Source organism: candidate division WOR-3 bacterium (genome assembly GCA_039804165.1).
In the GTDB taxonomy this organism is placed as follows: domain Bacteria; phylum Hydrothermota; class UBA3072; order UBA3072; family UBA3072; genus JAFGHJ01.
Map to the genome: position 1 here is coordinate 112,613 of JBDRZZ010000001.1, position 26,935 is coordinate 139,547.

Sequence of the window (26,935 nt, forward strand, 5' to 3'; positions counted from 1 at the left end):
AGGCTTAGAATGAAAATCGAGTTTTATGGTGCTACAAAAGAGGTTACGGGTAGTAAGTTTATTTTAGACACAGGAACGCAAAGAATTCTCGTGGAATGTGGTCTTTTCCAAGGTAAAAGGAAAGAATCCGAAAAGAAAAATCGGGAATTTCTATTTGATGTTAAAGAAATTGATTTTATGATTCTTTCTCACGCTCATATTGACCACTCCGGTAATATTCCGAATCTTGTAAAAAATGGCTTTTCAAAAAAAATTTATGCCACTTCAGCTACAATAGATCTTCTTAAGCATCTTCTTCTTGATTCTGCTCATATTCACGAAAGAGATGCGGAGTATTTAAATAAGAAGCACAAAGAGGAGAAAATTGAGCCCCTTTACACAATAAAAGATGTGGAAAAGTCCTTTGAGCTTTTTGTTCCTATTCCTTATAGAACTAAAGAAGAAAGAGGAATTAGCTTTGAGTTTTTTGATGCAGGGCATATTTTAGGTTCGGCAGAAGTTTTGTTTGAAGTGGATGGGCAGAAAATTCTTTTTACTGGGGATCTTGGAAGAAGTAATTTGCCAATATTAAGAGATCCGGAAATTCCTGGGAAGGTTGATATACTTATTATGGAAAGCACTTATGGGAATAAGGTTCATCGTGATATTGAGTATGTTAAAAAAGACCTTGAAGAAGTTTTGAAAAAAGCAATAGAAAGAAGAAGTAAAGTTATAATACCTTCTTTTGCCTTAGAGAGGGCTCAAGAAGTTATATACGCAATAAACTCTCTTATTTTGGAGAAAAGAGTTCCCAAGATTCCCATCTACGTTGATTCTCCTCTTACTGTTGAGATAACGGGTGTTTTTATGAAGCATCCAGAGTATTTTGATGAAGAAGCTTATAGGCTTTTGCGGGAAAATCATCTTTTTAATTTTGGAGAGATAACTTATATAAGAGATGTTGAAGAATCTAAAGCTCTGAATGATAAAAAAGGCCCGATGGTGATTATTTCTGCTTCTGGAATGTGTGAGCATGGAAGGATTCTTCATCATTTGAAGAATAATATTGAAGACGAAAAAAATATAATTTTAATTGTTGGGTATCAAGCTGAGAATACCCTTGGCAGAAAACTCGTTGAGAAAGAAGAAGTAGTAAATATTTTTGGAGAGCCTTATAAAAGGAAAGCCGAGGTTGTTGTCCTTAACGAATTTAGTGCTCATGCAGATAGGAACGATCTTATCTCCTTTGTAGAAAAAGTCTCTCCAAAGAGAATAATTCTTGTGCATGGGGAAGAATCTCAGATAATCCCATTTGGTTTGACACTAAGGGAGATGGGATATAAGGTCGACATTCCTGAAAAATTGGGGTCAGGTCTTGATTTTTGAATTTATCTTCTTAAATTATTATTGATGAGCAGGCCATTAAGAATAGAGTTTTCTGGTGCTGTTTATCATATAACATCCCGGGGGAATGGGAAAGAGGACATATTTTTTGATGATAGTGATAGGAAGCTCTTTCTCTCTATTTTTTGGGAAGTTGTAAAGAGGGAAAAGTGGATTTGTTATGCATATTGTCTTATGAATAATCACTATCATTTGTTAATAGAGACGCCTAAGCCAAATCTTTCAGAGGGAATGAGACAGCTAAATGGAAATTATGCGCAGAAACTAAATTATAAAAGGAAGAGTGTTGGCCATATTTTTCAAGATAGATTTAAGTCAATTCTTGTGGAAAAGGAAAATTATCTTTTAGAATTGTGTAGATATATTGTGTTAAATCCTGTTAGGGCCGGATTAGTTGAAGCTCCTGAGGAATGGGAGTGGAGTAGTTATAAGGCAATGATTGGCTTGGTTAAGCCCCCAGAACTTCTTAATATTTCGTGGATTTTATCAAATTTTGATGAGGATTTAGAAAAAGCCATGGAAAGGTATAAAAAATTTGTGCTTGAGGGAATTGGGAAGGAGAGCCCTTGGAAGGAATTACGAGGTAGGATCTTCCTGGGAAGTAAAAATTTTATTGAGAAGTATGAAGAAAAGTTATTGGAGAAGGAGAAGGATGTAGAAATTGCAAAAGTGGAGAGGTTTGCGAATAGACCAGAATTGGAACAAATATTTAGAAACATAAAGACAAAAGAGGAAAAGGAAGGGAAAATATATCAAGCATATGAAGAATTTAGATATAACCTGAAGGAGATTGGAAACTTTCTTGGGATTCATTATTCAACGGTTAGCAAAATTGTTAAGAGACAGAAAAATGGAATTCAAAAATCAAGACCTGACCCCAATGGGTAGGGAGGTGCATAGGTGTGTAAAGGATTACACAGGTTGTGGAGATTAAGTTTTTGAAAATTAAGGACTTATTTTTTGGAATGAAGTTTGTATATTTTAAAAAGAAGGAGGAAAAATGAAAAGGAAGGGTTTTACAATAATTGAATTATTGGTTGTAATTGCTGCAATAGGGATTTTAGCTCTTTTGGGTGTTCCTGCTTTTAGTAGGTTATATCAGAGAAATAAAATAGAGGAGACAAAGAATGCAATTGTTAGTTTTTATCAAAGAGTTAATAGATATGCAGCTTCAGAAGGTGTGGATTATATAATGAAAATTGGAGGAGACTCTTTGGAATGTGTGAAAGATACTCTGGTAAGTTGGGCGCCAAAAGATTACTTTGTTTTGGAGCCAAGGTTTTCTTTAAATTGTGGGGGTGGGCCACTCATCTTAACTGTAGAAAGAGACGGCTTTGTTAGAGCAAGAAATAATCGGAGAAGTTTTGAAGTTGAGGATAAGAAAACCGGCATTAAATTAGAGTTTTATATTTCGCCTATTGGCGTTATGGAGGTGAGGAGAAAATGAAAAGAGGATTTACTCTGATAGAACTTATTGTCAGCATATTAATTTTTACTATTGTAATGGTTGGGGTTGTTATGTTTAATGCCCAGAATAGCCGTTCGATTACGAAGTCAGAAAGAGACGCAAGGAAAGCTCTTCTTAGAGAAAGAGCAATTGAGGAATTTAAGGGGTGGTTAAAAGCTTCACCTGTTGCGGGAGAAAGATTTGATTTTATTTGGAATAATCTTGCTATAGGAGACTCTATTGGAGGAGCTATTGATTCTGGAACAGGGATAAGAGTGAGATTAGAAGTTGGTTCATTTTATCCTGAGAAAGAAGTTAATTTAGGTAGACCAGGGGTATATTTAGGAGTTAGAACGATAACTTCTGATCCAAGGAGTAAGGTTGATACACAGCTTGTTTTTATTTCCAGGCATAATTAGGAGGAAAGATGAAGAATAAAGGTTTCACTCTTATTGAAATTGTTGTAGTTGTGGTTGTGCTTGGGATAGTGGTTGGGATGATATATGAAAATTTCTTTTATAATGAGAAGGCTTTACGAAGGCAAAGATCGTGGTCTGAGATGAATACAAAAGCAAGAAAAGCTTCTACATATATTTCAAAAGAAATTAGAATGATTGGTTATTCTGGAAAGGATCCTGGGAGACCTTCGCAGTCTTTTGGAATAATAAGTGGAGAGCCAAATAGACTTGTTTATTCTCACGATATTGATGGTCCTGAGTTAGGAGTTGTTGATTCGGTAGATATTCATTCTATAGAATTGAGGCATGATACATTATATATAGATGGGAATTTTGCAATGGATAATGTAATTTCGCTTAGATTTACCTATGTGGATGAAGCTGGAAATGAGGTTAATAATTTCCCTATTAGAGAAGTTGATCCCTCAGGAAATTGGATTTTTCCTCCTGGAGCTTCTTTAGTAGACCATATAGAATATCATCTTCAAATTTTGAATCCTTTTGTTTCAGTTAGAGACACAATTCATTATAGAGGTCTTGCATCTTTAAGAAATAGTAGACCAAATTAGGAGGTTCAAATGAATGAGAAAAGCAAAGAAGGTATTTCAATGGTAATTATCCTCTGGATTATGGCAATTCTTACAATTTTAACAACTGCGACAGCTCTTATGACAAAAGGAGATATAGCTTCCACTTTAAACTTAATAAAAAGAAAAGGAGCTCTTCAACTTGCTGAAAATGGAGCGGAATATTTTATTGCAATGATTCCAGATGTTAGTTTAATAGATTCTGTGATAACTTCTAATGATTCAATGGAGGTTTTTCCAGGAGATGAAAAAATAGGTGTTCACAGAGTTTATATGGAAGGCGATACGATGAGGTCTTTTATTATTGCTCCAGTCCCAATAGTTTACAGCAACGAACGAGGAAATAATCCTTATGGGCCTGTTTCTTCGGGTGGTTCTGGAAGTTATTGGGTTTATGAATTTACCACAGGAGGATTAATGGGTAGGCCAGAGGCACCCCAGAAAGTTGTTGAAGTTGCAGCAGGTTGGTGGACGCCTCTTGGTGAGAGTTCTTTTGGTCATACAATGTATTAAAAAGGAGGGAAGATGGTTTTATTTTTATTGTTCTCTATAGGATTAAATGAGATTATGAAGCCTATTGAAAAAGAGATATTTAAAGGATACCGGGGGACAGTTATGGTAACTTACGAACAAGGCGGGGGAGAAATGCAGATAATAAAGTCAGGGAAAGAGATATTGATTCAATATGTAATTCCGACTGAACAGTTGGAAAATATGCCCTTAGATTATTTTTCTCTCGATATACCCCCTATAAATGAAGAAGTGGTTCAGATGAATAGGAAGGATAAGAGTGCAAGGAGAACCACGATAGAAATTCCTGTTATTTACTCTAATGGTGAGACTTTTATTGGAGGAGACATAAGTAAACTTCTCTCTTATATATTTATAGGTTATAGAAGCTCTCTTTTACATTTAATAGATGAATACAGAGAGGAGGACTTCAGATTGATAGGAGAGAAGTATGGATACAGAATTGAGTTTGAGCGTGGTTCATGCTTACCAATGTATATTAAAACACCAGGAAAAGAAATAATATTCGATGGATGGAGAAAAGTGGAAGGATTGGGCTATTTACCTGAAAATGTGGAAGTCTGGATAGGTGGTAAAAAAGCTGGAGAAAGAAAATTGAAATCTGTTACCAACCCTATGCTCGAAACTTCGTTCTTTTCTGTTAAAAAGAACAAAATTCCAATAGTAATGGAGTAAGGAGGGGCCTATGAAGAAGATATTTGTTATTTTAACTTTATTGTGTTTTGTGCCAAAGCTTGGCAGTCATCTACAGGATGAAAAATTTTTCTCTCAATTTGTGGCTCCTTATGTTATGATAATTTTAGACTCTTCCGGCAGTATGACTGAGAATATGGCAGGTGAACTTTGTGACGGTGATGGAACGGTTGGGGGAGCGAACACTATAGATGGTCATTATATTGAAAATCCGTTTTACGGAAGATCTCCGGGTAAACCAAGATGGCAAATTAGAACGTGGCCTAGGAGAGATTCTACTCTTATAGAGGATCCTGATCGTTATGGAGACAAGTCAAGACTATATATAGTTAAGAAGGCAATTTGTCAAGTTTTGGATGAGATCGGAGGTGATGTCCGGTGGGGTCTTGCAACATTTTATCAGCAGAAGAATCCAGAGGCTCACTGGACTGTGAATTTTTATAAAGGTTATTACGGTCATAGAGATAATCAATATGTAACGCCTGAGCTGCAATGGAATGGTGCTAAAACCACTTACGCAAATGAGCAGTTTATGTTAAGAGTAACCATTTCTGAAGCAAAGGGTGAAAACGAATCTCATATAAACAATATAAAAAAATTTATGGATAGTAAAGTAAATAGCTACGAAGACCAAAATGAAGTGAGGGGTTCCTGCTGGACTCCTATAGCTCCGGCTCTCCGTGGTGCGAGATACTGGTATGCAAATGAAATCAAAAATCTGAATAGTGAAGAAAAATGGTGTAGAAAATATTATGTTATCCTTCTAACGGATGGAGAACCTACAGTCGGTATATTGCAGACAGATTATGGGAAGAAAGGTGATAAGGCAGGATTAAGTGGAACGGACGGAAGTAGCCCTCAATGGATGAAAGACCAGTGTTACTGGGAAGCCGAGTCCCTCCGTAATACTTTAGTTCCTGCGCATGGAGGACATCCTGCTACAACTTTTGATATTAAGACCTTCGTTATAGGAATTGGAATTGCAACTCAGACCCTTGATAATATCGCCATAAGAGGGGGAACTAAGCATTATTATTATGCTGGTTCTCCTGAAGAGGTTGTTAAGGCATTAAGAGATATTTTGGCTCAGATTATCGAAGAAGCGCATTCATTCGCAGCTGGAGAAGTTACAAGCATTGAAGAGGAGTTTATCTCTACTAAATATGAAACAAGGTTATATCTTGCTTCTTTTTATCCGAGTTCGGGGCCATTCTGGGAGGGACATTTTAGGGCAATAAAACTTGATTCTTTGAGCTCAATTAATTTTGATTCTATTCCTTCAAGGTTTGTTGTTTGGAACGCAGGAGATTTACTTAGAAAAAGGGATCCTTCTACAAGAAATATATATGGAATAAAAAATGGGAGTATGATTCCATTTACTGCTTCATATATCACTCCGGCAGACCTTGGTGTTTTTTCAACTGCAAGTAGGGATACAATAATAAATCTTGTTAGAGGAGGTTCTCCTACTTCTACTACTACTTCCTATCTGGGGGATATCTTCCATTCTTCTCCTCTTAGAATTGGAACTCCTAATTTCTTTTATCATGATGATGATTTTTATAAATATAGAGAATTAATGAGTAAATCAAGGTCTGCTGTTATTTATGCTGGAAGTAATACTGGGATGTTGCATGCCTTTTCTGATTCTACAGGAGAGGAACTATTTGCTGTTATTCCTGAGAATTTACTCCCTGATTTGAAGACTTTAAAAGATTCTCATAGATTTTATGTAGATGCAGAGCCAATGGCAGCGGACGTCTGGTTTCCTTCCAGTTATGATGACGATTTTAAAGATGCAACAGAGTGGAGAACAGTTCTTGTGGCTTCTCAGGGTGAAGGTGGTAGAGGAATGACTTTTCTTGATGTCACAAATCCAAGCTCACCTTCCCATCTATTTAGTTTTTATCCTGCTTTAATGGATGGAAATATTTTAGGATTTACAACTTCTGTCCCTGTAATACATAAGGTGAAGAGAGAAATTTTAGGAGATACTGTTGAGAGATTTTTTGCTTTCTTTGGAGGAGGGGAATGGCCAGATTCCTTGAATGGGAAACCTTTGTTTAATAGATATGATCCTCTTTCTTCTGATTCTCTAAGAGGAAATGTTATTGTTGCAGTTGATGTTTATGATGCTGCTACTAGAGGTCTTTCTTATGGGAATAATTATTGGTATATACCTCCTGCACCTGGAGACGAGAACAAGATGTTATATCCTTTTGCTGCAGCAGGAAGTATGATAAATTTGAATCCGAAAATGGATAATTGCTATGATTTGTTATATATTCCGGATCTTGCAGGACAACTGTGGAAAGTTGATGTTCGTTCTCCTGATGTTTCAAGTTGGAAAGCAAGATGTATCTTTAAGCCTCCAATACCAACTAAGAAAGCAGATGATACTCCTTCCAAAGTTCCTTCTCAACCTGCCTTCTTCCATCCAATAATTCATAGAGATGCTATTGGTTTCCTCTGGATATTTTATGGAACTGGAGATAGGGCTAAGGTATTTAGGAAAGGTGTTTCAAATAGATTCTATGCTATAATAGATAGTTTGGGAATAGGGGAAAGCTATCCCTTGACAGAAGGGGATCTCAAGAAGGTTTCTCCAGGTGGTTCTTTTGATGTATTTAAAGATTTTCCAGGAAAGAAAGGTTGGTATATCTTATATGATGATTATGGAAGAGTTGATGAAAAGACAGTGGCTGCTCCTATTATGTTTTTAGACACCCTTAATTTTGTAACTTTCTCTCCAAGTACAACAAATGATCCTTGCAATCCTTCTGGTGGTTTGGCAACAGAATATTCTATTCATTTTAGAAGTGGAACCGGAAGGATGAGAAATATTGGAACTGGGATTCCACAATCTCCAAAGTATCATATTGGTATTGATGGAGAGGTAATTAAGATTGGACAGACTTCTGATTCTCTATGGATTGAGAGAGGAAGAGGAGTTGGAGCTCTTAAGAGGATTTTGAGATGGAAAGAAAGATAAAAATTTTGATTTTCCTTCTTTTTCTTATATCTGGATGCGGAGGGTCTTCCTCCGCATCTAAAAAAGAAGGGAGAGTGATTTCAGGAGATTTTTCTCCTACGAATCCTACTTCTTCAGATGTTATAACCCTTAAAATCACAACCTTAACTTTAAAATCTCCCGAATTTCGTTGGACTGTTAATGGGGGTCTTGTTCCTGTTAATAAGAATCAACTTGAGCCAAAATATTTTTCAAAAGGCGATACTGTGTGGTGCTCTATTTTAATTGAAGGGGTGGAAAAGAAAAAAATCGGTCCAATTGTAATTAGAAATTCTCCCCCAAGGATTAATTCTGTTGAGATTTCTCCACCCGGTCCAAGAGCAGGTAGAGAACTTTCTGTGAAAGGAGAGGCTGTGGATGTGGATGGAGATGAGGTGGAGCTTATTCCGAGGTGGTTTATAAATGGAAAGGAAGTTGGAGAGAAAAAGATTTTAAGCGGGTCTGAGATTAAAGCAGGTGATGAGGTTTATGCTGTTGTTACACCTTTTGATGGGGAGGAGAAGGGTTTCTCGGTTAATACAAATTTGGTTGTTGTTCAGAATACCCCTCCTGAATTTGTTTCTTTTTCTTCTTCTACGGAAGATAAAATATTGAGGTATGAAATTCAGGTTAAGGATATAGATGGGGATAAAGTTGAGTTAGTTCTTCTTGAAGCTCCTTTAGGGGTAAGACTTGATGGGAGCACCCTTATTTTGGATGCTCCAGAAAGGGATACTTCTTTTCTTGTTAAGATAAAAGCAAAAGACGAAAGAGGTGGTGAGACCACTAATACTATTAATCTGAATATTAAAAAGAGAGAAGAAAAATAAATTTCCTTCCTTTCTTGCGGTTTTCGGGGCTTGTTCTTAATGAACAAGCCCCCTTTTTAATTTTGGATATGGTTGTATGGTTAGTATAAAATAAATGAAAAAATAAAAAAAGAAATTTAGGAGTTCAGCGAATTATACAAAATATTTTTATTTGAATAAATGATAAAGAAGGAAAATTCATTTTTGGAGTCTACATTTTAAGCTTTATGGAAAACTCTTTAGATTTTTTTAGAATTTCATAATTTAGAAGCTAAAAGAGCTTTTAAAGTTCAAAAAGATAAATGATTCTATTTTTGAATTATTTTTAAAAATTCTTCCTCGGTAATGGTTTTTACGCCTAATTCTTGGGCTTTTTTGAATTTTGAGCCAGGATTTTCTCCTACAACCACAAAATTAGTATTTTTTGAGACAGAGCTTGTTGCTCGCCCTCCTAATTTTTCAACAATCTCTTCGGCTTCTCTTCGAGTGTATTTTTTTAACTCTCCAGTAAAGACAAATATTTTTCCTTTAAGAGGGAGATCTTTTTCTTCTATTTTTTCGCTTTCCATTTTAACGCCAACCTTTTTTAATTCCTCGATAACTGAAAGATTCTTTTCGTTTCTAAAGAATGAAAATACAGAGGAAGCCGTGTTTTCTCCAATTCCTTTTATTCTTAATAGTTCTTCCATTTTAGCGTTTTTGAGTTTTTCTATACTTGGAAATGCTTCTGTTAAAAGTTTTGCCGCATAAGTCCCTACAAATGGAATTCCAAGAGAATATATCAGACGATCAAAAGGTCTATTTTTGCTATCTTCAATGCTATTTAAGAGATTTTGGGCTGATTTCTTTCCCATTCTTTCAAGATTTTCAATCCCTTCAATTTTTAAATGATAGAGATCTGCGAAATTACTTACTAATTTTTTTTCTACCAATTGATCTACAAGAACATCTCCTAATCCTTCTATATTCATTCCATCCCTACTTCCATAATGGAGAATTTTCTTTTTTATTTGAGCTGGGCATTGAATGTTTATGCACCTATAATAAGCTTCTCCTTCGGGTCGAATTAATTTTTCTCCACATTCAGGACATTTTTCAGGGAATTTGAATTTCCTTTCTGTTCCTTTCCTTGCAAGCTTATTAACCCCGACCACATATGGGATTATGTCTCCACCTTTTTCTACAAAGACTTCATCTCCAACCCTTATATCTTTCTTTTTTATTTCATCTTCGTTAAAAAGAGAAGCCCTAGAGACCGTTGTTCCTGCGATAAGAACAGGTTCAAGAATTGCAACTGGAGTTGCAATTCCGGTTCTCCCAATAGAAATTTTTATTTCTTTTAGATAAGTGGGCTTTCTTTCTGCAGGAAATTTAAAGGCAACAGCCCATCTTGGAGATTTCGTTGTTGTGCCGAGGCGTTCTCTAAGCTCAAGGTCATTTACTTTGAAAACAAGGCCATCTGTTTGGTAAGGTAACTCAAATCTTTTCTCTTTCCATTCTTCTATTAAATCTTTCGCAAGTTTTACACCACGCCGCACTTCCCTTAGGGGGCTAATTTTGAAACCTAATTTTTCTAAGAAATTGAGGGCTTCTATATGGGTTCTGATTTCTTTTGGTAGCTTTCCGTATGAATGTATATAAATGTCGAGATTTCTTTCTGCCACGACTTTAGGGTCAAGGCTTTTTAGTGTGCCTGCTGTTGCGTTTCTTGGATTTGCAAAAAGAGGCTCTCCTTTTTCTTCCTTTTCCTTGTTTAGGGTTATAAAAGAAGAAATTGGCATAAAAACCTCTCCTCTTACTTCAATCCGGTCATACTTTTCTCCTTCTTCAAATAATTGGAGAGGAAGACTCTTAATTGTTCTTAGGTTTTGGGTTATATCGTCTCCTGTTGTTCCATCTCCTCTAGTTGAACCCCTTACAAATTTTCCTTTTTCATACTCAAGAGAAACAGCGACTCCATCAATCTTTTGTTCAATTACCCATTCTATAACTTCAACGCGGTCCTCAAGATGTCTTAGAACTCTTTTCTCAAACTCTTCAAGCTCTTTTTCCTCATAAGTGTTGTCTAAAGAAAGCATTGGAGGATCGTGGATTACATGGGAGAAACCCTCTAATGGTTCTCCTCCCACTCTTTGAGTTGGAGAATTTGGATCCCAGGCTTCCGGATATTCTTCTTCAAGTTTTTTTAATCTCTCCATTAATTTGTCAAATTCGTAATCAGATATTTCTGGCTCGTTCAAAACGTAATATCTGTAATTGTGGTAATTTATTTTTTTTCTGAGTTCTTCAATCTCTTTTTTTATCTCGGGTGGAATCATTTTATCAATCTATTTGTTTACGTAAAAATGTTGGAATGTCAAGATCTTCCACAACCTTTTTCTCAATATTTAAGTTTTCTTTTAATTTGTTTAATTCCCCTAAGCCATCGAACTCTTTTTGGGAAAAGATATTTTTAAAGTCAATCTTTTCTATTTCGTCTTTTTCTGGTTCACCGATACCAGTGGCAATTAAAGTTATTTCTGCTTCCCTTTTATTTTCTTCAAAAACTACTCCAATGAATATTTCATTTTCATCATCATTTACATCAAGAGCTTCTCTTATTACTTCCATTGCTTCTTTCATATCTTTTACAGAGAAGTCTTCTTTGTCAACTGTGAAATTAACAAGAGCTGCTTTTGCATTAGATATATCTGTGTCTTCAAGTAAAGGAGAATTGATTGCACTTTGGGCGGCTTCTAAGGCTTTGTTTTCTCCAGAACCAGTTCCTATTCCCATTAAGGCTTTCCCTCTTTTTGACATTACGGTTTTCACGTCGGCAAAATCCAAGGTCCAATATGCATCTTTAAATAATAGTCCTGTAATACTTTTTACTGCTTTCATTAATACATCCATAGAAACTTCGCTTAGAGCTTTTGAAAGGGGAGTATTCCCCATACTCATTAGTTTGTCGTTTGGAACCACAAGAAGTGTATCAACGATTGGACTGAGTTCCTGGAGACCTCTTTTAGCTTTCTTTATTCTACTTGATTCGTAATAGAAAGGAGTAGTTACAACTCCTACTGTTAAGATTCCTTTTTCTTTTGCCAAAGAAGCAATTACAGGGGCAGCTCCTGTTCCTGTTCCGCCTCCCATTCCAGCAGTAATAAATAACATATCAACATCTTCTGTTAGAATCTGAAGGTCTTCAATGCTTTCTTCTGCGGCTTTTCTTCCAAGCTCAGGATCTCCTCCTGTGCCTCTACCTTTCGTTAATTCTTTTCCTATTTGGATTTTGTCTGTTGTTGGGACTAAATTTAAGTCATGGACATCAGTATTTACAGCCCAGAAATCAACACCTTCCATTCCTGAGTTAACCATTGTTGTAACTGCATTTCCTCCACATCCTCCAACTCCAACAACTCTAATTTTAACCGGACAATAAGTTTTTGCTTTTGATTTAAACATTTCTTTCCTCCTTTTTAAAAGAATTCTTCAAACCATTGATTCATTCTTTTTAAGATTGAATCAAACATATTTTTCCCTTGGAGTTTTTTTAATTTCTTATCTGCATTTTCTAAGGCATATTTTATAAGACCAACTGATGTTGCAAAAGCAGGATCTGCGACAGCATCACGAAGTCCAACAAGACCCTCAGAAGGCACTCCAACTCTGACAGGTAATCCAAATATATCTTCTGCCAGTTCTGTAATTCCTTCAAGTTTTGCAGTCCCCCCTGTTAAGACAACACCTGCAGAAAGTAATTCGTATATAGGATCACTACTCAATTCTCTATGGGCTAACATTAGGATTTCTTCTACTCTTGGCTTTACAATTTGCTGGAGGAGGTCGAGGGTTACTTGTTTTTCTTTAGTTCCAGAAACTCCTTTTACAGAGATCATTTCTTTTCTTTTTTCTGGAGAAAGTTCTTTAACTGTTGCAAATTCGGTCTTTATTCTTTCTGCTTCTGGATGGGAACATCTTAGACCCACTCCAATGTCGTTTGTAATATTTTCTCCACCTAAGCCAATCACCGCAGTTTTTCTTAAAGTTCCGTTATAAAAAACCGCTAAATCTGTTGTTCCCCCTCCAATATCAATGAGGATAACTCCACTTTCTTTTTCTTCTGGAGATAAAACAGCATAAGAAGAAGCAAGGGGTTGAAGTACAATATCATTTACCTCATAACCTGCTTTATTCACACATTTGCAGATGTTTTTGGCAGAAGTTACTGCCCCTGTTACTATTACAACATTTGCTTCTAATCTTTGGGCAAACATACCCACTGGATTATCTATCCCTCCTTGGCCATCTAATATGAAGTCCGTAGGGATTACATGGATTACTTCTCTATCGATGGGTAAGGCCATTGATTTTGCTCCTTCTAAGACCCTTTCCACATCTTCAGGGGTTACCTCATTATCTGGACCGGTTACCGCTACAACTCCTCTACCTTGGACATTTCTTATATGGTCGCCTGCAATTCCTGTAAAAACTCCATCTGCTTCTCTTCCTGCCATCATTTCTGCTTCTCTCATTGCTTTAAGTATTGATTGGACAGTTTTATCTATGTTTATAACAATTCCTTTCCTGAGTCCTTCTGATGGGTATTTACCTACACCTATAATATTTACCTCTCCATTTTCTACTTCTGCAATTACAGAAGCAATTTTGGTTGTTCCAAGATCAAGACCTACAACGATATCATTTTCTTCTGCCAATTTTTACCTCCTTAAAATTGCCATATTTTTGAACCTTAAATCAATAGTGCCTTTGAGATTATTTTCTTTTTTCTTTAAGATGGCTTTTAGAATTTTGTATTCTTTCTCAAATTCCTGGGTGTCCCATAAGACTATAAAATTAGGTAATTCCGTTTTTATTTCTTTCTTTTTTATCTCAAGATTTTTTATTTTTGATAACTCAGGAAATTCAAGAATTTTAATTGCCCTAGCCAATTCTTCTTTAGAGAGTCTTTTTTCTATTTTTATGATTGGTAGGTTCTCAATATTATCAGCGTTTTTAAAAGTCACTCCTTCTTTATCTATGAATGTGCTGTTTTGCCCTGCAATTTTTCCTATTGGTTCTCTTGGGATGAGGTTTATTTTTAATTTCCCTAAAAGACTTTTTTCCATTTTTACCGATTTAATCCAAGAAAGATTTACAAGAGAGTCTTTTAATTCTTTTAGATTGTCCAACTCTATTCTTTTAATTATTCCGCTCACCTCCGCTTGTTTTTCTTTGGAAACCATTCCTCTATAAGAAACTTCTGCATTTTTAATTTTAAAAGAGAAAGGTCCAATTTTATATAAGAAATATATAAGTCCAATTATCAATATGTAGCGGAGCCTAAATTTTAATTTCTTTTTCTTTCCCAATTATAATCACCTCCAATTCTAAATCGATTTTAAACAAGTTTTTTACTTTTTCTTTTACAAATCTTACAAGCTCAAGAAAGTCGGAAGAAGAAGCCCCAGGTTCTACAAGGAAATAATTGCAGTGATCATTGGAAATTCTTACTCTTCCAATTTTCGTTCCTTTAAGTCCAGCTTTTTCTATTAATTCTCCTGCAGAAAGACCTAATGGATTTTTAAATACAGACCCGCAGGTTCCTATTCCTTCTGGTATAAAAGGTTGTTTTTCTTTTCTTAGTTTTATTACTTCTTTAATTTTTTCTTCTATTTTTTCTTTCTCTTCTTCTTTTAAGATTAACTCAACCTCCAGGACAACTTCTCCTTTAAGGTTTGAGCTTCTATAACCAAACTGAATTTCCTTGATCTTCTCTTCTTTATTTTTTCTTAGGACTTTTATAGAACTAACAAAATTACCAATTTCGCATCCGAAAGCTCCTGCATTCATAACCACAGCTCCGCCGATGCTTCCTGGTATTCCCCAAAGGGATTCAATTCCTGAAAGAGAGTTTTCTTTTGCAGTATTTATGACTTTTGATAAAGAGGCTCCAGCCTCGGCTATTAATTTAGGAGGAATAACAGTTATTCTTTCTAAATTTAATGTGCTTATAACAATTCCAGAAAATCCTTCATCTAAGAAAAGCAAATTTGTTCCTTTTCCTATTATAAAGAAAGGAATTTCTTTTTTTTCTGCAAATGATATTGCTTTTGCAATATCATTTGTGGTTTCTGCAAATAAAAAATATTTTGCCTTTCCTCCCAAGTGAAGAGAGGTGTGAGACGAGAGAGGTTCATTCATTAAAATTTTACCCTCTGTTTTTAATTCCATTAAGGATCTCTTTTCCAATCTCATAAATATTTCCTGCTCCAAGTAGGATTACCATATCTCCTTCTTTTAGTTGAGGTATTAAGAATTCTGGAATTTCTTCTTTTTTTTCTATGTATTCTACATCTTTATGCCCAAAATTTTTACATTGTTCTTTTATTATTTCTCCAGTGATTCCTGGAATTGGTTCTTCTCTTGAGGGGTAAATATCTGTAATTATTACTTTATCAGCTTGGAAGAAAGCTTTCCCGAATTCTTTTTTTAAGAGTATTGTTCTTGAATACAAATGAGGTTGGAAAACAGCTATTATTCTTCCATTCCATCCCGCTCTCGCTCCAGAAAGAGTTGCTTCGATTTCTCTTGGATGATGAGCATAATCGTCTATTACAAGGATTCCCTTTTCAAAACCTAATTTTTCAAATCTTCTTGCTATACCAGTGCAGCTAGTAATTCCCCTTTTTATGTTCTCTCCATCAATTCCTAGTTCTCTTGCGACAGAACAAGCAGCTATTGCATTTATTACATTGTGCGCACCAGGTAAGTTTATCTTGACATTTTCTATCTTCTCTCCGTTTGTAACAATATCAAAGTAATGGATGAATCCCTCTCTTCTTATATTCAAAGCTCTAACATCTGCATTTGGAGAAAGTCCAAAGGTTACAACTTTTCTTTCAATTTCTGTTCTTATGGATATAGAAGAAGGATCATCCATTGAAAGATGCACAGAACCATAAAATGGAACAGAATTGGCAAATTTGCAAAATGCATCTTTAATATCATCAAGATCTCTATAAACATCGAGATGTTCTGCATCAATATTTGTAATAACTGCTATTGTTGGAAATAATTTTAAGAAAGAACGATCACTTTCATCTGCTTCAGCCACAAGATAGTTACTTTCCCCTAATTTTGCAGTATTGCCTGTGCTTCTTAAAATTCCTCCAACAATTATAGTAGGGTCAAGATTGCTTTCTTTTAAAATTGAAGCGATAAGAGCCGTTGTTGTTGATTTTCCATGAGTTCCTGCAACTGCTATAGAGAATTTTATTCTCATCAACTCTGCTAACATTTCAGCTCTTCTACTTATGGGTATCTTTCTTTCTCTTGCTTCTTGAAGTTCCACATTGTCCTTAGGGATTGCAGAGGAATATACAACAACATCCGCCTTTCCAATATTGTCTTTGTGATGGGGAATGTAGATTTTTATTCCTAAAGCTTTTAGTCTTTTTACATTTTCAGACTCTCTAATATCACTTCCTGTTATGATAAAACCCATATTGTGGAGGAGTTCTGCGATTCCGCTCATTCCCATCCCACCAATTCCAACAAAGTGAATTTTTTTAAATTTTCCAAACATAATTTGAAATCCTTTCTGCGATTTTTTGGGCAGAAGAGTTTTCTTTTGGTGGTTCTTTTCTTAGATAAAGTTTCTCTATTAATTCTGGTAAATCTTCTACGACAACCTCTTTTTCTCTAATAACAACTATATTTTTTCTTCTTGAAGCAAGCCTTTTCGCGTTATAAAACTGATGGTCAGACGCAGCAAAAGGATAAGGTATTAGGATGGCTGGTATTCCTAAAGCTTCAATTTCCGCTATAGTTATAGCTCCTGCTCTTCCAATTATTACATCACTTATGGAATAAGCAAGGTCCATTCTATCTATAAAAGGAAATTCTCTTAGAAGTTTGGATTTGATTTTTAGGTTAAATTCACCTCTTTGGACAATAAACTGCCAATTTTTGCCCATTAGTGGGATTAACTTTTCCGCAAGTTGGGCAAGGAACCTTGCTCCTCTACTTCCTCCTATTATTAAAAGAGTTTTCTTACCCTTTTTAAGAGAAAAATATTTTAGAGCTTCTTCTGGATTACCTTTTAAGATTTCCTCTCTTAGAGGAATCCCTGTTATGGTTTTTTTCTTTCCAAAAATTAAAGGAAAAGTTCCTTCATAAGGTAAAAATATCTCTTTTGAAAAATGGGAAAGTAAAGTTGCGGCCTTACCAGGTTTTGAATCAAGAATTAAAGTAAAGATCGGGACTCTCAAGAAGATTCCGGCTATACTAATAGGTAAAGATACAAAAGCTCCTGTATTAAAGATTGCAAAGACTTTTTTTCGCCATACAAGAAAAAGAGAAAAGATAAATCCGGGAACAAATCGAAAACTTGAAAGCACTTTCTCAATAAATGTTTTACCTACCCAACCTGTTGTTGGTAGAAGGAACATTTCTTCCATTTTGACAATGCTTTTTTCCAGGCCACTTTTACTCCCTATATATATTACATTAAATCCTTTTTTTTCTAATTCCTTGGCTACCGCGAGTGCCGGATAAATGTGGCCTCCTGTTCCTCCACCCGATATAATTATTGTTTTTTTGGATAGAGACAATAATACCTCCTGCCATATAGGCTATTATTAAAGCTGTTCCTCCACTTGAAATAAAAGGTAGGGGTATTCCGGTTACTGGGAAAATTCCTGTTGATACATAGATGTGAATCAGGGTGAAAGCTCCTAAAAATATTATTAATCCTAACCCTAAGAGCATTGTATATTGATCTTTGGCTTTCAAACTTACCTTTATAGCACTTATAAGATAAATTAGAAATAAGCCGGCCACAAAAATACAACCTGCAAATCCCAATTCTTCTCCGATAATTGAAAATATAAAGTCTGAATCTGGCAGAGGGATATAGAAAAATTTTTCCATTCCACTTCCTAACCCAAGGCCTGAAAAACCTCCATGAGAGATAGCTTGAACAGTTGCAGTAATTGCTTCTTTAGAGAAGTGGTTTGTGAGCCTTCTAATTGCATATCCTTTTGTACTTATGAAAAGTATCCCTAAGAGCATTGTTGTTAAAAAGAAAATGCCGAGATTTCTAATTTCCGTTCCATTTAAGAAAAGCATTATTGTGCCAAGAAGTAAGGAAAGAAGAGCCATAGAGATGTCAGGCTGAATAATTATTAAAGCCATTATGATGGAGATAATGGAGATGGAAGTCCAGAAATTTCTCTTCTTTGCCAAAAAGAGGATAAGAGAGAATTGAGCAAAAATAGAAGGTTGAAAAGAGAACTTTAAATGGAAGGCTTTTATTAATAGCCATCTTTTTGCTCCGTTTATTTCTACTCCACAAAGATGGGTTAAAATTAAAAGGAAAATTGCAAGTATTGTGAAGAATAGACTGAATTCTTCCCAAAATTTTGGTTTTATTTTTGATATTAAAAAGAATAATGTAAGGGCAAATGCAAATATAATTAATTGCTTGATGAAAGAGTTTGGGATTACAGTCTTAAAAATTGATATTCCAGAGCTAGCAGAGAAAACCATAACAAGCCCAAAAGCTCCAAGAATTAAAGGGATAATTTCCACAGGTGTTATGCTTACTCTTTTTATTTTATACATAATAATCTCTTTACCTCTTTTTTAAAGATATTACCTCTTTCTGCAAAATCTTTGAACCAATCAAAGCTTGAAGCTCCTGGAGAGAGAATAATTTTTTCGCAATTTGAATTTAAAGCCTTTTCTATAGCTTCTTTCATTGAGGAAGCGGAGGAAAAATTATTAAATTTTGCCCTTTTTAGAGCTTTTTCCATTTCTGGAGTTGACTCTCCAATTAACACAACAAACTTAGCCAAATTTTTTATTGCGAAGATAATTGGGTTAATATCTTTTACTTTCATTCTTCCTCCAACTATAACGCAAGAAGCGGGAAAACTCTGGAGAGATTTTACAAAAGCGATTGGATTTGTGCACATAGAGTTATTTATTATCCATAAATCTTTTCTCTTAACCACCGTTTCCATTCTATGAGGGACTCCTTTAAATGTTTTAATTCTTTTTCTTATTTCTTTTTTATTTACTCCTATAATACTTGCGATTAGAGACGCAATCATTCCATCTTCAATAAATGCTTCTCCCTTGATGAATAAATCTTCTTCCTTAAAGATTTCTCCCCCTTCTCTATCTTTTATAGATGAACCATTAAGATATATGTCTGCGTTTCCCTTAAGGGAGAAATATAGAGTTTTTGAAGATAACTTTAAAGAAGATAAAATTTTATCGTCTTTATTGAGAATGGAATAATCTTCTTTTCTTTGATTTTTAAAAATGTTTAATTTTGCTTTTAGATACTCTTCTAAGCTTGAATGTCTATCTAAATGGTCTGGGGAGATGTTAGTAATTGTGGCTATCCATGGGTGAAATTTTTCTATTCTTTCAAGTTGATACGAGGAAACTTCTATCACGGTTATAGAATCTTCTTTTGTTTTTTCTACAAGGCTACTTAAGGGTTTTCCTGGATAGATGTTTCCTCCTAAAAGAACTCTTTCTTTGAGGGGTCCTTTTAGAATGTGGTGAGTTAAAGCTGCTGTCGTTGTTTTCCCATTTGTTCCTGTTATTGCTATAATCTTTCCTTTTATGTATCTTGAGGCAAATTCTATTTCTCCAATAATAGGGATTTTTTTCTCTTTCGCTTTTAGAAGAATTGGGATATTAGGAGAGACTCCAGGAGAAACAACCAATAAATCCATTTGGAGTAATTTATCTGTGTGTTTCCCTGTTTCGTTAGGATATGGGATCTCGGAAGGCTTATGAGTTAAATCACTCACAAAAGGAGTTTCTCCTAATTTTTCTATTAGTTTTGCAACCGCTTTTCCGCTTCTTCCAAAACCTATAACACCAATCATTTTATCTTATTTTTAAGGTGCTTAGTCCAAGTAAGGCAAACATAATTCCAAAAATCCAGAATCTTATTACTATTTTTGATTCAGCCCACCCTAATAGGTGAAAATGATGATGAATGGGTGCCATTTTGAAAATTCTTTTTTTTCTCAATTTGAAAGAGCACACTTGAAGAATTACAGATATTGTTTCTATTACAAACATTCCTCCAATTATAAATAGAAGAATTTCGTGTTTTAGAAGAACGGCAGTAAGCCCTAAGATTCCTCCAATACTAAGAGAACCTGTGTCACCCATAAAAATTTCTGCCGGATGAGAATTGAACCACAAAAATCCAATAGCGGCTCCTACAAATCCGGCACAGAATACAGTTATTTCTCCGCTTCCTGGTATATAAAGAATGTTAAGATATTTTGCGAATTTTGCATTTCCAGTGACATAAGCAATTATTGCAAAAGCAGATGCTATAATTCCAGAAAGACCGATTGCAAGCCCGTCCATTCCATCTGTTAAATTCACTGCATTTGTTGTTCCTAATATAACAAGAATGATAAAAGGTATATAGAAGAAACCAAGATTAATAAATACATTTTTAAAAAAGGGTATGGTTGTTAAAGTTTCGTAGCCAATTTTTGATGGGAACAAAATAAGAAGGAACCCTAAAAAGATGATAGGAATACTCTGGATAACTATTTTGGTAAGCACATTAAAACCTTCACCTCTTTTGACTTTTATGTAATCGTCAAAAATTCCGGCTCCGCCCATCCAGATAGTAATCCCAATAAGATATAAGATGAAAGGATTTCTTATATCTGCCCATAAGAGGACAGAAATAAGGAGGGAAGTTATTATTAAGATACCCCCCATTGTTGGAGTTCCTTCTTTTTCTTTATGAGTAGCTTTTATCCATTTTGAGATCGATTCTTTTAGGTTTTTTCTTTTTAAAAAGGCGATAAATTTTCTTCCAAAAATTAAAGAAAATAGCAAAGAAGTTATTGCGGCATAGGCGGCTCTAAATGTGATATAGCGCAAGAGGTTGAAGATTATGTGATTTTCCCTTAAAGGGGAGAGTAAGTAGAACAATTTTTTTCCTCCTTTATTAATTTATCCACTAAAGTTTCAAGTTTTAATGCTCTTGAGGATTTAAATAAGATTGTATCACCACAACGAAGAATTTCCTTAAGAATCTGGAGGGCTTCTTCTTTATCTTTTGCAAAGTGACCACCTGAGAATCCTTCTAAGAAACCTTTTGCTTCTTCTCCAATCACAATTAATTCGTTTATTAAAAGTTTAAGTCGTTCCCCCATTCTTTTGTGAAGGGAAAAGCTTGCTTCTCCTAATTCTAACATTGGTCCAAGGACAACGACTTTTCTCCCGGGCATAAGGGGAAGAAAAGCAATGGCATTTAAAAGGGAATCAGGATTACTATTATAGGTATCATCTATAATGTTATAGTCTCCTGTAATTTTTATTTCCATTCTATGAGGAGAATTTTTTATTTTTAAAAGCCCTTTTTGAATTTTTCTTTTTTCTAATCCATAATAAAGACCAATGCTAACCGCAAACATAGCACATCTAAGAAGTCCTCTGCTTGGAAGTTTGATTAAGAATTGTTTATCTTTAGTGGAAAAAATAGTGCCATTTATTGATTCCTCTATTATTTTAAAAACAAAATCATTGCCTTCAGAGAAGCCTACTTTTATTAGTTTATCCATTTTGATTTTTCTGAGGAGGGGGTCATCTCCATTTATAAATAAAGGCCCCTTAAGACCGCTTATTATATCGAGTTTCTCTCTCAGGACTCCTTCTTTATTTTTAAAAGCTTCTAAATGAGTTGAACCAATTCCTGTTATAACTCCAAGATCAGGTTCAACAATTTCAGATAATCTTTTTATTTCTCCAAATTTGTTTGTTCCTAATTCTAAAACTGCTATTTTCTCATCTTCTAATCTAAAAAGATTTAAGGGAACCCCGATAAGATTATTGTAATTTTTAAAACTTATAAGGGTTGGATAAGAAGTGCTGAAAACTGCGCCAATAAAGTCTTTTGTGGTTGTTTTACCTATTGAACCTGTCACTGCGATTGTGAAGACGTTCCTTTCTTTTTTATAATAAGAAGCCAAATCTCCTAAACTTTTTAAAGAGTCTTTAACAAGTATTATTTCACTTCCTTTTATTTCTTTTTCAGACACGGCGGGGAGTTTTGATTTTTTTGTCGCTTCTTTAATAAAATCATGCCCATCGAAGTTTTTACCTTTTAAAGCAAAAAATATTTCTTTCTCTTTTATTTTTCTTGAATCTACAGAAACTCCAGAAACAACTCTATTTTTTAAACTTTTATTTCCTATATACTTTCCCTTTAAGACTTTTATCACTTTTTCAAGAGTTATTTCTTTCATTTTTTATAAAACTCCTCAACGCATTCTTTGTCAGAGAAAGGGAATCTTTCCCCTTTTATTTCTTGATAATCTTCATGTCCTTTTCCTGCGATTAGGATAAAATCTCCTTCCTCTGCAATTGAAAGAGCTTTAAAGATGGCTTCTTTTCTGTCCACCAATCTCGTAGCGTTATTTTTTTCAATTCCCTTAAATATGTCATCAATTATCGCTTCGGGTTCTTCATCTCTGGGATTGTCTGAAGTTACAATTATTAAATCTGAAAGATTTGAAGCCACATTACCCATTAAACTTCTTTTTCCTTTGTCTCTATTTCCACCCGCTCCAAAGACTGTTATTATTCTTTTGGGATTGTATTCTCTAAGACACAAGATAGTAGAGAATAAAGCATCTGGAGTATGAGCGTAATCTATGAATACAGAAATTCCTTCTTTCGCTTTAACTTTTTGGAGCCTTCCAGGAGGAATAGGAGAATTTTCTATCCTCTCTTTTATTTCCGAGTCTTGTAGCTTCTCTAAAATTCCAATAGACGTAGCAGCGAGAATATTTAAGGCATTAAATTTACCCAAAAGGGGACTAGATATTTCAAAACTTCTTCCAAGACCTTCGATTTTTAAAACAATTCCATCTTTAGAATTTTTAAGAATTTCTCCTCTAATATTTCCTCTGTTTAGTCCAAAAGTCACAACCTTAGATTTTGAATTTCTAATTATGTTTGAAGAATTAGGGTCATCAGCATTTATTACAGCTATTTTATCCTCTTTAAGAGTTTCAAAGAATTTTGCTTTTGCATCAAGATAATTTTCGAAGGTTTTGTGATAATCCAAGTGATCTCTTGAAATGTTTGTGAATATAGCATAATCGAAGTCTATATCTTTAACTCTATCTTGGTCTATACCGATAGAAGAGACTTCAATAATGGCTGTTTTTAAATTATTCCTATAAGCTTCTTGTAATTCTTTGTGGAGAAGGATTGGAGAAGGGGTTGTATTTATGGCTTTTATATTACTTTTAATTCCAAAGTATTTCACTGTGGTGAAACAGATGGATGAGGGGAAGAGAGAAGAGAGGAGATAACAAGTTGTAGTTTTCCCGTTCGTTCCTGTTACTCCAATTACCTTTAATTTTTCTGAAGGATTACCATAATAATTAGAAGCAATCTTAGAAAGAGCAGTTCTTGTATTAGGAACAAGGATATAAGGAAAATTTTCCGGTGGTTCTTTCTCTACAACAAGGAGAGAAGCTCCTTTATTTAAAGCTTCTTGACAGAATTCGTGTCCATCAAATTTTTCTCCTCTTATAGCTATAAAGAGATTCCCCTTTTTCACTGTTCGAGAGTCTGTTGATATTCCTGTAATTTCTTCTATATTATAATTTCTTTTTATAATTTCAATTCCATTTAGTAGTTCTTCAATTTTTTTGTTCATAATAAATTTTCTCTATATCCTTTATATAAAATGATTCTTTTTACAATTTCTTTGAAAGCGGGACAGGCGGTTTCAGAAGCATAATAAGGAGTTCCAATATCATCTATAAATATTCCTAACACAAATTCTGGATCTGGGTAAGGAAAGAGTCCAATGAAAGAAGAAACATATCTCCCTTTTACATAATTCCCATCTTTTACTTTCCAGGCAGTCCCAGTTTTTCCCGCAATGGGAAGAAGAGAAAGATAAGCAGTGCTTCCCGTTCCCTCTATTGTCACCTCATGTAAGATATCAAGAAGAATTTTGCATTCTTCGGGATATGCAATTTTCCGAATTTCCTCTTTTTTACTTCTCTTTATGATTTTACCTTCTTTTCCAATGGCTTTCATAATTCTTGGTTTAAGAAGAATACCATTATTTCCTATAGCTTGGTAAATCATTACCATTTGGAGTGGAGTTGCTGATACTCCTTGGCCAAAAGACATTGTGGCAAGTTGGATGTTTTTCTCTTTTGGGAGATTTGGGAGTCTTCCTGGATATTCTGCGGGTAGATCCACTCCTGTTTTACAACCTATTCCCATAAGTCTTGCTGTATTGTAAAACGCTTTTTTCCCAATTTTTTCTCCGATTGTTATAAAACCAACGTTGGATGAATAAATTATGGATTCTCTAAAAGTATAAGCAGAATGAGGATGGACATCTTTGAATGTTTTTCCTGCAAATTTTATAATAGAGGTATCTACAATGGTGTCCTTTATTGGAAGCCCTTCTTTTATATAAGCAAGAGCAGGGATTAACTTGAAAATGGAACCTGGTTCAAATTCCCAAGAAATACAGGAATTAAGTTTCCATCCATTTTCTGGATTAAATTCGGGGATGTTTACCATTCCGAAAATTTCTCCTGTTTTTACGGAAACACAAATCCCCATTACTTGAGCCGCATTAGTTCTTTCTTTAAGTTTTTCTAATTCTTCATTTATGATATATTGGATTGGAAGGTCTATTGTAAGATAAATGTCGTAACCCTTTACAGGCTCTTTATGTCCAAATTCATATCTTTTTAGAAGACTTATCCCTGAACTCCTTGGAACCTCTAAAAAGTAAGCCCATCCATCCTTCCCTTTTAGAAACTCATTATATTCAGACTCAACGCCTGCTATACCTTTTCTTTCCCAATTAAGAGCTCCCAGAAAGCTTCTCCCTAAAGATTTTGAGGGATAGAATCTGAACCATTCTTTAACAGCGTATATTCCGGGAATATTTATTTTTTCTATAGTTGAGTCTGGAATTCCCCGGGCTATTTTTATAAATTCAGAATTGCTTTTAAGAAGGGAGAGGAGTTCTTCTTTTTTCCCTAAATTATGATAAGAGAGTTTTGTTGCAGTTTCTTCTAGATTTTTAATTGAGCCTTTTTTTGCGTAAAGAGTAAACATTTTTAAATCTGTGGCGAGAATTCTTCCATTTCTATCTAATATGTCGCCTCTACGAGCTTCTAACGAAAGTAATCTCAGCTGTTTTTCCTTTGTATATTTGCTTATTTCTTTAGATTTTATTAGTTGAAGGTAAAATAGCCTTCCCAAAATAAGAAACCATAAAAGGCAAAATAAAGTAATTATGATTTTTGCTTTTAATTTTGATTTTTCTATTTGCATAGTTTTTTTAAAAATCTTCAATTTTTAAAACCTCTCCTTTTTCTGGATATTTCATATTTAAAATATTTTGCGCCTTTTTCTCTATTGCTTCTGGATGAGTTTCTTCTCTCCACATTGATTCAAGAAACATTACACTTCTTTCCAGATTTTGGACTTCTGTTGTTAATTTAGATATTTTTATATTTAGGGAATTAATCAAATTTTTTTTAAAGATATGAAAGATAAAAGGAGATACAAGGAATAAAATTAAAATTAGTAGCTTTATTATTTTCATTTTTCAAACACCCTAAGATGAGCACTTCTACATCTTGGATTTTTTAAAAATTCAGCTTTTGAGGGTAAGATGGGTTTCTTTGTGATAAATTTCAAATTGTTTTCTCTTGTTTTACTACACACTAATTTTTCTTCTTTACTATGATAAGTTATTACAACGAGTTTTCCTTTTTCTTTTAAGAGATTTGCTGCAGAGTTAATCCCTTTTTCGATATTTAAAAACTCCTCATTCACTGCGATTCTTAAGGCTTGGAAAACCTTAGAAAGATGTTTGTGGGCTCTTTCTCTCGGCACACTTTTTCTTACAATAAGAGCAAGTTCAGAGGTGCTTTGGGGGATCTCTTTTTTTATTTTTTGAGCTATTACTTTGGAAAATTTCTCTTCTCCATATAGATAGAGTATTTCTGCTATTTTTTTCTCACTCCAGTTTTCAATTATATCTTTTGCGGTTGTTCCTCCTTTTCCGTATCTCATGTCAAGAGGTCCTTCTTTTCTGTAAGAAAAGCCTCTTTCAGGATCGTCCAATTGGTAAGAAGAAATACCGAAATCAAAGAGGATACCATCAACTTTAATATTTAGAAATCGATCCATATATCCGTAATTCCCTATAACTAATAAAACTCTTTTACCAAAGGCTCTTAATCTTTCAGAAGCAAGTTTAATTTGTTTTTTGTCAAGGTCAATCCCAATTACATTAGATTCAGAATTTTTTAATATTGCAAGAGTATGACCTCCCAAGCCAACTGTTGCATCAATATAAACTCCTTTTTTATTCCATAAGAGATTTTTAAGAACTTCATCCACCATTATAGGTAAATGGATGAGATTTTCTCCTCTTTTCATAAAATTTTTATATTCCAAGCTTTGAATACAAATCATTTATATCCTTAAATTCTTTTGAGGAATGTTCTTTAAAAACAATTGGAGACCATAATTCGATTTTGTCAATCGCTCCTAAAAAGAAAACTTCCTCTTCTATTTTGGCGTATTCTCGTAATTCTTTTGGGAGAACTACTCTTCCCTGAGAATCCATAGATAGCTGTTCTGCACCATAAGAGAAGGCTCTTATTGCTTCTCTAATGCTTTTTTGGGAATATTTTTTTTCAGAAAGACTTTCTATAAATTCATTCCATTTTGAAAGAGGAAAAAGTAGAAGAGAAGTCTCAAAACCTTTTACTATATAAAAACTATTTTTGTCTTCTTTTTTTAAAGCCACCCTGAATTTAACGGGAACAAAAACCCTTCCCTTGTGGTCTATTGAATATATTTCGTTACCGATAAAATACATAACCTCTCCTCTCTTTAATAAAATTCCCCACTTTTCCCCACTTATCCCCACTATTATAAACAAAAATATTTATTTTGTCAAGGGGGAGGTTTAAAAA

At 34.5% G+C, this 26,935-nt stretch carries 25 protein-coding genes; 9 read left to right on the forward strand and 16 right to left on the reverse strand.

Annotated features, from left to right (window positions below):
* The first annotated feature begins 9 nt into the window (after positions 1-9).
* The 9 genes from ABIN61_00580 (at position 10) to ABIN61_00620 (ending at position 8,939) form a co-directional block, all read left to right on the forward strand.
* Positions 10-1,365, forward strand: coding sequence for an MBL fold metallo-hydrolase (locus ABIN61_00580; protein MEO0292704.1), 1,356 nt, complete (start codon positions 10-12; stop codon positions 1,363-1,365).
* Positions 1,366-1,389: 24 nt separating this feature from the next.
* Entirely contained in the window at positions 1,390-2,271 is an 882-nt protein-coding gene (locus ABIN61_00585) for a transposase (protein ID MEO0292705.1), read from the forward strand.
* Between the two features lie 112 nt (positions 2,272-2,383).
* Positions 2,384-2,830 (forward strand): prepilin-type N-terminal cleavage/methylation domain-containing protein, encoded by a 447-nt coding sequence (locus ABIN61_00590; protein ID MEO0292706.1) that lies wholly within the window; start codon positions 2,384-2,386, stop codon positions 2,828-2,830.
* Positions 2,827-3,249, forward strand: coding sequence for a type II secretion system protein (locus ABIN61_00595; protein ID MEO0292707.1), 423 nt, complete (start codon positions 2,827-2,829; stop codon positions 3,247-3,249). The genes ABIN61_00590 and ABIN61_00595 overlap by 4 nt, the downstream gene beginning before the upstream one ends.
* A gap of 8 nt (positions 3,250-3,257) precedes the next feature.
* Positions 3,258-3,857: a prepilin-type N-terminal cleavage/methylation domain-containing protein gene (locus ABIN61_00600; protein ID MEO0292708.1), complete on the forward strand. Its 600-nt coding sequence runs from the start codon at positions 3,258-3,260 to the stop codon at positions 3,855-3,857.
* Positions 3,858-3,866: 9 nt separating this feature from the next.
* Positions 3,867-4,388 carry a hypothetical protein gene (locus ABIN61_00605; protein ID MEO0292709.1) on the forward strand — a complete coding sequence of 174 codons (522 nt, stop codon included), beginning with the start codon at positions 3,867-3,869 and terminating at the stop codon, positions 4,386-4,388.
* Between the two features lie 12 nt (positions 4,389-4,400).
* The gene (locus tag ABIN61_00610) at positions 4,401-5,081 is read left to right on the forward strand and encodes a hypothetical protein (GenBank protein ID MEO0292710.1); all 681 of its coding nucleotides are present in this window, start codon (positions 4,401-4,403) and stop codon (positions 5,079-5,081) included.
* 10 nt (positions 5,082-5,091) lie between these two features.
* Positions 5,092-8,091, forward strand: a complete 3,000-nt coding sequence (locus ABIN61_00615; GenBank protein ID MEO0292711.1) for a PilC/PilY family type IV pilus protein — start codon at positions 5,092-5,094, stop codon at positions 8,089-8,091.
* Complete coding sequence (locus ABIN61_00620) at positions 8,076-8,939, forward strand: hypothetical protein (protein ID MEO0292712.1); 864 nt, start codon at positions 8,076-8,078, stop codon at positions 8,937-8,939. Before ABIN61_00615 ends, ABIN61_00620 begins: the two co-directional genes overlap by 16 nt.
* A gap of 287 nt (positions 8,940-9,226) precedes the next feature.
* Here the strand turns inward: ABIN61_00620 and ligA are convergent, their stop codons facing one another.
* The 16 genes from ligA to ABIN61_00700 are packed head-to-tail and all read right to left on the reverse strand — an operon-like array spanning position 9,227 to position 26,889.
* On the reverse strand, positions 9,227-11,236 hold the full coding sequence (gene ligA / locus ABIN61_00625; GenBank protein MEO0292713.1) for an NAD-dependent DNA ligase LigA: 2,010 nt from the start codon (positions 11,234-11,236) through the stop codon (positions 9,227-9,229).
* A 4-nt stretch (positions 11,237-11,240) separates the two neighbouring features.
* Positions 11,241-12,362, reverse strand: coding sequence for a cell division protein FtsZ (gene ftsZ / locus ABIN61_00630; GenBank protein MEO0292714.1), 1,122 nt, complete (start codon positions 12,360-12,362; stop codon positions 11,241-11,243).
* A 14-nt stretch (positions 12,363-12,376) separates the two neighbouring features.
* Entirely contained in the window at positions 12,377-13,615 is a 1,239-nt protein-coding gene (gene ftsA, locus ABIN61_00635; protein MEO0292715.1) for a cell division protein FtsA, read from the reverse strand.
* Between the two features lie 3 nt (positions 13,616-13,618).
* A complete protein-coding gene (locus ABIN61_00640) occupies positions 13,619-14,269 on the reverse strand; it encodes a cell division protein FtsQ/DivIB (protein ID MEO0292716.1) in 651 nt (216 codons plus the stop codon).
* Complete coding sequence (gene murB / locus ABIN61_00645) at positions 14,241-15,131, reverse strand: UDP-N-acetylmuramate dehydrogenase (GenBank protein MEO0292717.1); 891 nt, start codon at positions 15,129-15,131, stop codon at positions 14,241-14,243. The genes ABIN61_00640 and murB overlap by 29 nt, the downstream gene beginning before the upstream one ends.
* The gene (gene murC / locus ABIN61_00650; protein MEO0292718.1) at positions 15,109-16,485 is read right to left on the reverse strand and encodes a UDP-N-acetylmuramate--L-alanine ligase; all 1,377 of its coding nucleotides are present in this window, start codon (positions 16,483-16,485) and stop codon (positions 15,109-15,111) included. Before murC ends, murB begins: the two co-directional genes overlap by 23 nt.
* The gene (locus ABIN61_00655) at positions 16,469-17,512 is read right to left on the reverse strand and encodes a glycosyltransferase (GenBank protein MEO0292719.1); all 1,044 of its coding nucleotides are present in this window, start codon (positions 17,510-17,512) and stop codon (positions 16,469-16,471) included. Before ABIN61_00655 ends, murC begins: the two co-directional genes overlap by 17 nt.
* Positions 17,409-18,524, reverse strand: a complete 1,116-nt coding sequence (locus ABIN61_00660) for an FtsW/RodA/SpoVE family cell cycle protein (GenBank protein ID MEO0292720.1) — start codon at positions 18,522-18,524, stop codon at positions 17,409-17,411. Before ABIN61_00660 ends, ABIN61_00655 begins: the two co-directional genes overlap by 104 nt.
* On the reverse strand, positions 18,512-19,807 hold the full coding sequence (murD, locus tag ABIN61_00665; GenBank protein MEO0292721.1) for a UDP-N-acetylmuramoyl-L-alanine--D-glutamate ligase: 1,296 nt from the start codon (positions 19,805-19,807) through the stop codon (positions 18,512-18,514). The genes ABIN61_00660 and murD overlap by 13 nt, the downstream gene beginning before the upstream one ends.
* 1 nt (position 19,808) lies before the next feature.
* Positions 19,809-20,885 carry a phospho-N-acetylmuramoyl-pentapeptide-transferase gene (mraY, locus tag ABIN61_00670; GenBank protein ID MEO0292722.1) on the reverse strand — a complete coding sequence of 359 codons (1,077 nt, stop codon included), beginning with the start codon at positions 20,883-20,885 and terminating at the stop codon, positions 19,809-19,811.
* A complete protein-coding gene (murF, locus tag ABIN61_00675) occupies positions 20,861-22,201 on the reverse strand; it encodes a UDP-N-acetylmuramoyl-tripeptide--D-alanyl-D-alanine ligase (protein MEO0292723.1) in 1,341 nt (446 codons plus the stop codon). Before murF ends, mraY begins: the two co-directional genes overlap by 25 nt.
* Positions 22,198-23,625 (reverse strand): UDP-N-acetylmuramoyl-L-alanyl-D-glutamate--2,6-diaminopimelate ligase, encoded by a 1,428-nt coding sequence (locus ABIN61_00680; protein ID MEO0292724.1) that lies wholly within the window; start codon positions 23,623-23,625, stop codon positions 22,198-22,200. The genes murF and ABIN61_00680 overlap by 4 nt, the downstream gene beginning before the upstream one ends.
* Positions 23,622-25,298: a penicillin-binding protein 2 gene (locus ABIN61_00685; protein ID MEO0292725.1), complete on the reverse strand. Its 1,677-nt coding sequence runs from the start codon at positions 25,296-25,298 to the stop codon at positions 23,622-23,624. Before ABIN61_00685 ends, ABIN61_00680 begins: the two co-directional genes overlap by 4 nt.
* Positions 25,285-25,551, reverse strand: a complete 267-nt coding sequence (locus ABIN61_00690) for a hypothetical protein (protein MEO0292726.1) — start codon at positions 25,549-25,551, stop codon at positions 25,285-25,287. Before ABIN61_00690 ends, ABIN61_00685 begins: the two co-directional genes overlap by 14 nt.
* Positions 25,548-26,393 (reverse strand): 16S rRNA (cytosine(1402)-N(4))-methyltransferase RsmH, encoded by an 846-nt coding sequence (rsmH, locus tag ABIN61_00695; protein ID MEO0292727.1) that lies wholly within the window; start codon positions 26,391-26,393, stop codon positions 25,548-25,550. Before rsmH ends, ABIN61_00690 begins: the two co-directional genes overlap by 4 nt.
* A 7-nt stretch (positions 26,394-26,400) precedes the next feature.
* A complete protein-coding gene (locus ABIN61_00700; protein MEO0292728.1) occupies positions 26,401-26,889 on the reverse strand; it encodes a division/cell wall cluster transcriptional repressor MraZ in 489 nt (162 codons plus the stop codon).
* Positions 26,890-26,935 lie beyond the last annotated feature (46 nt).

What these genes read in the sequence shown, in the direction of transcription:
- murD (MEO0292721.1), bottom strand. Translation starts at nt 19,807, where the DNA reads ATGATTGGTGTTATAGGTTTTGGAAGAAGCGGAAAAGCGGTTGCAAAA.
- ABIN61_00690 (MEO0292726.1), bottom strand. Translation starts at nt 25,551, where the DNA reads ATGAAAATAATAAAGCTACTAATTTTAATTTTATTCCTTGTATCTCCT.
- ligA (MEO0292713.1), bottom strand. Translation starts at nt 11,236, where the DNA reads ATGATTCCACCCGAGATAAAAAAAGAGATTGAAGAACTCAGAAAAAAA.
- murF (MEO0292723.1), bottom strand. Translation starts at nt 22,201, where the DNA reads ATGAAAGAAATAACTCTTGAAAAAGTGATAAAAGTCTTAAAGGGAAAG.
- ABIN61_00680 (MEO0292724.1), bottom strand. Translation starts at nt 23,625, where the DNA reads ATGAACAAAAAAATTGAAGAACTACTAAATGGAATTGAAATTATAAAA.
- ABIN61_00620 (MEO0292712.1), top strand. Translation starts at nt 8,076, where the DNA reads ATGGAAAGAAAGATAAAAATTTTGATTTTCCTTCTTTTTCTTATATCT.
- ABIN61_00605 (MEO0292709.1), top strand. Translation starts at nt 3,867, where the DNA reads ATGAATGAGAAAAGCAAAGAAGGTATTTCAATGGTAATTATCCTCTGG.
- murB (MEO0292717.1), bottom strand. Translation starts at nt 15,131, where the DNA reads ATGGAATTAAAAACAGAGGGTAAAATTTTAATGAATGAACCTCTCTCG.
- rsmH (MEO0292727.1), bottom strand. Translation starts at nt 26,393, where the DNA reads ATGAAAAGAGGAGAAAATCTCATCCATTTACCTATAATGGTGGATGAA.
- ABIN61_00595 (MEO0292707.1), top strand. Translation starts at nt 2,827, where the DNA reads ATGAAAAGAGGATTTACTCTGATAGAACTTATTGTCAGCATATTAATT.
- ABIN61_00615 (MEO0292711.1), top strand. Translation starts at nt 5,092, where the DNA reads ATGAAGAAGATATTTGTTATTTTAACTTTATTGTGTTTTGTGCCAAAG.
- ABIN61_00590 (MEO0292706.1), top strand. Translation starts at nt 2,384, where the DNA reads ATGAAAAGGAAGGGTTTTACAATAATTGAATTATTGGTTGTAATTGCT.
- ABIN61_00585 (MEO0292705.1), top strand. Translation starts at nt 1,390, where the DNA reads ATGAGCAGGCCATTAAGAATAGAGTTTTCTGGTGCTGTTTATCATATA.
- ABIN61_00600 (MEO0292708.1), top strand. Translation starts at nt 3,258, where the DNA reads ATGAAGAATAAAGGTTTCACTCTTATTGAAATTGTTGTAGTTGTGGTT.
- murC (MEO0292718.1), bottom strand. Translation starts at nt 16,485, where the DNA reads ATGTTTGGAAAATTTAAAAAAATTCACTTTGTTGGAATTGGTGGGATG.
- ftsZ (MEO0292714.1), bottom strand. Translation starts at nt 12,362, where the DNA reads ATGTTTAAATCAAAAGCAAAAACTTATTGTCCGGTTAAAATTAGAGTT.
- ABIN61_00660 (MEO0292720.1), bottom strand. Translation starts at nt 18,524, where the DNA reads ATGTATAAAATAAAAAGAGTAAGCATAACACCTGTGGAAATTATCCCT.
- ABIN61_00580 (MEO0292704.1), top strand. Translation starts at nt 10, where the DNA reads ATGAAAATCGAGTTTTATGGTGCTACAAAAGAGGTTACGGGTAGTAAG.
- ABIN61_00610 (MEO0292710.1), top strand. Translation starts at nt 4,401, where the DNA reads ATGGTTTTATTTTTATTGTTCTCTATAGGATTAAATGAGATTATGAAG.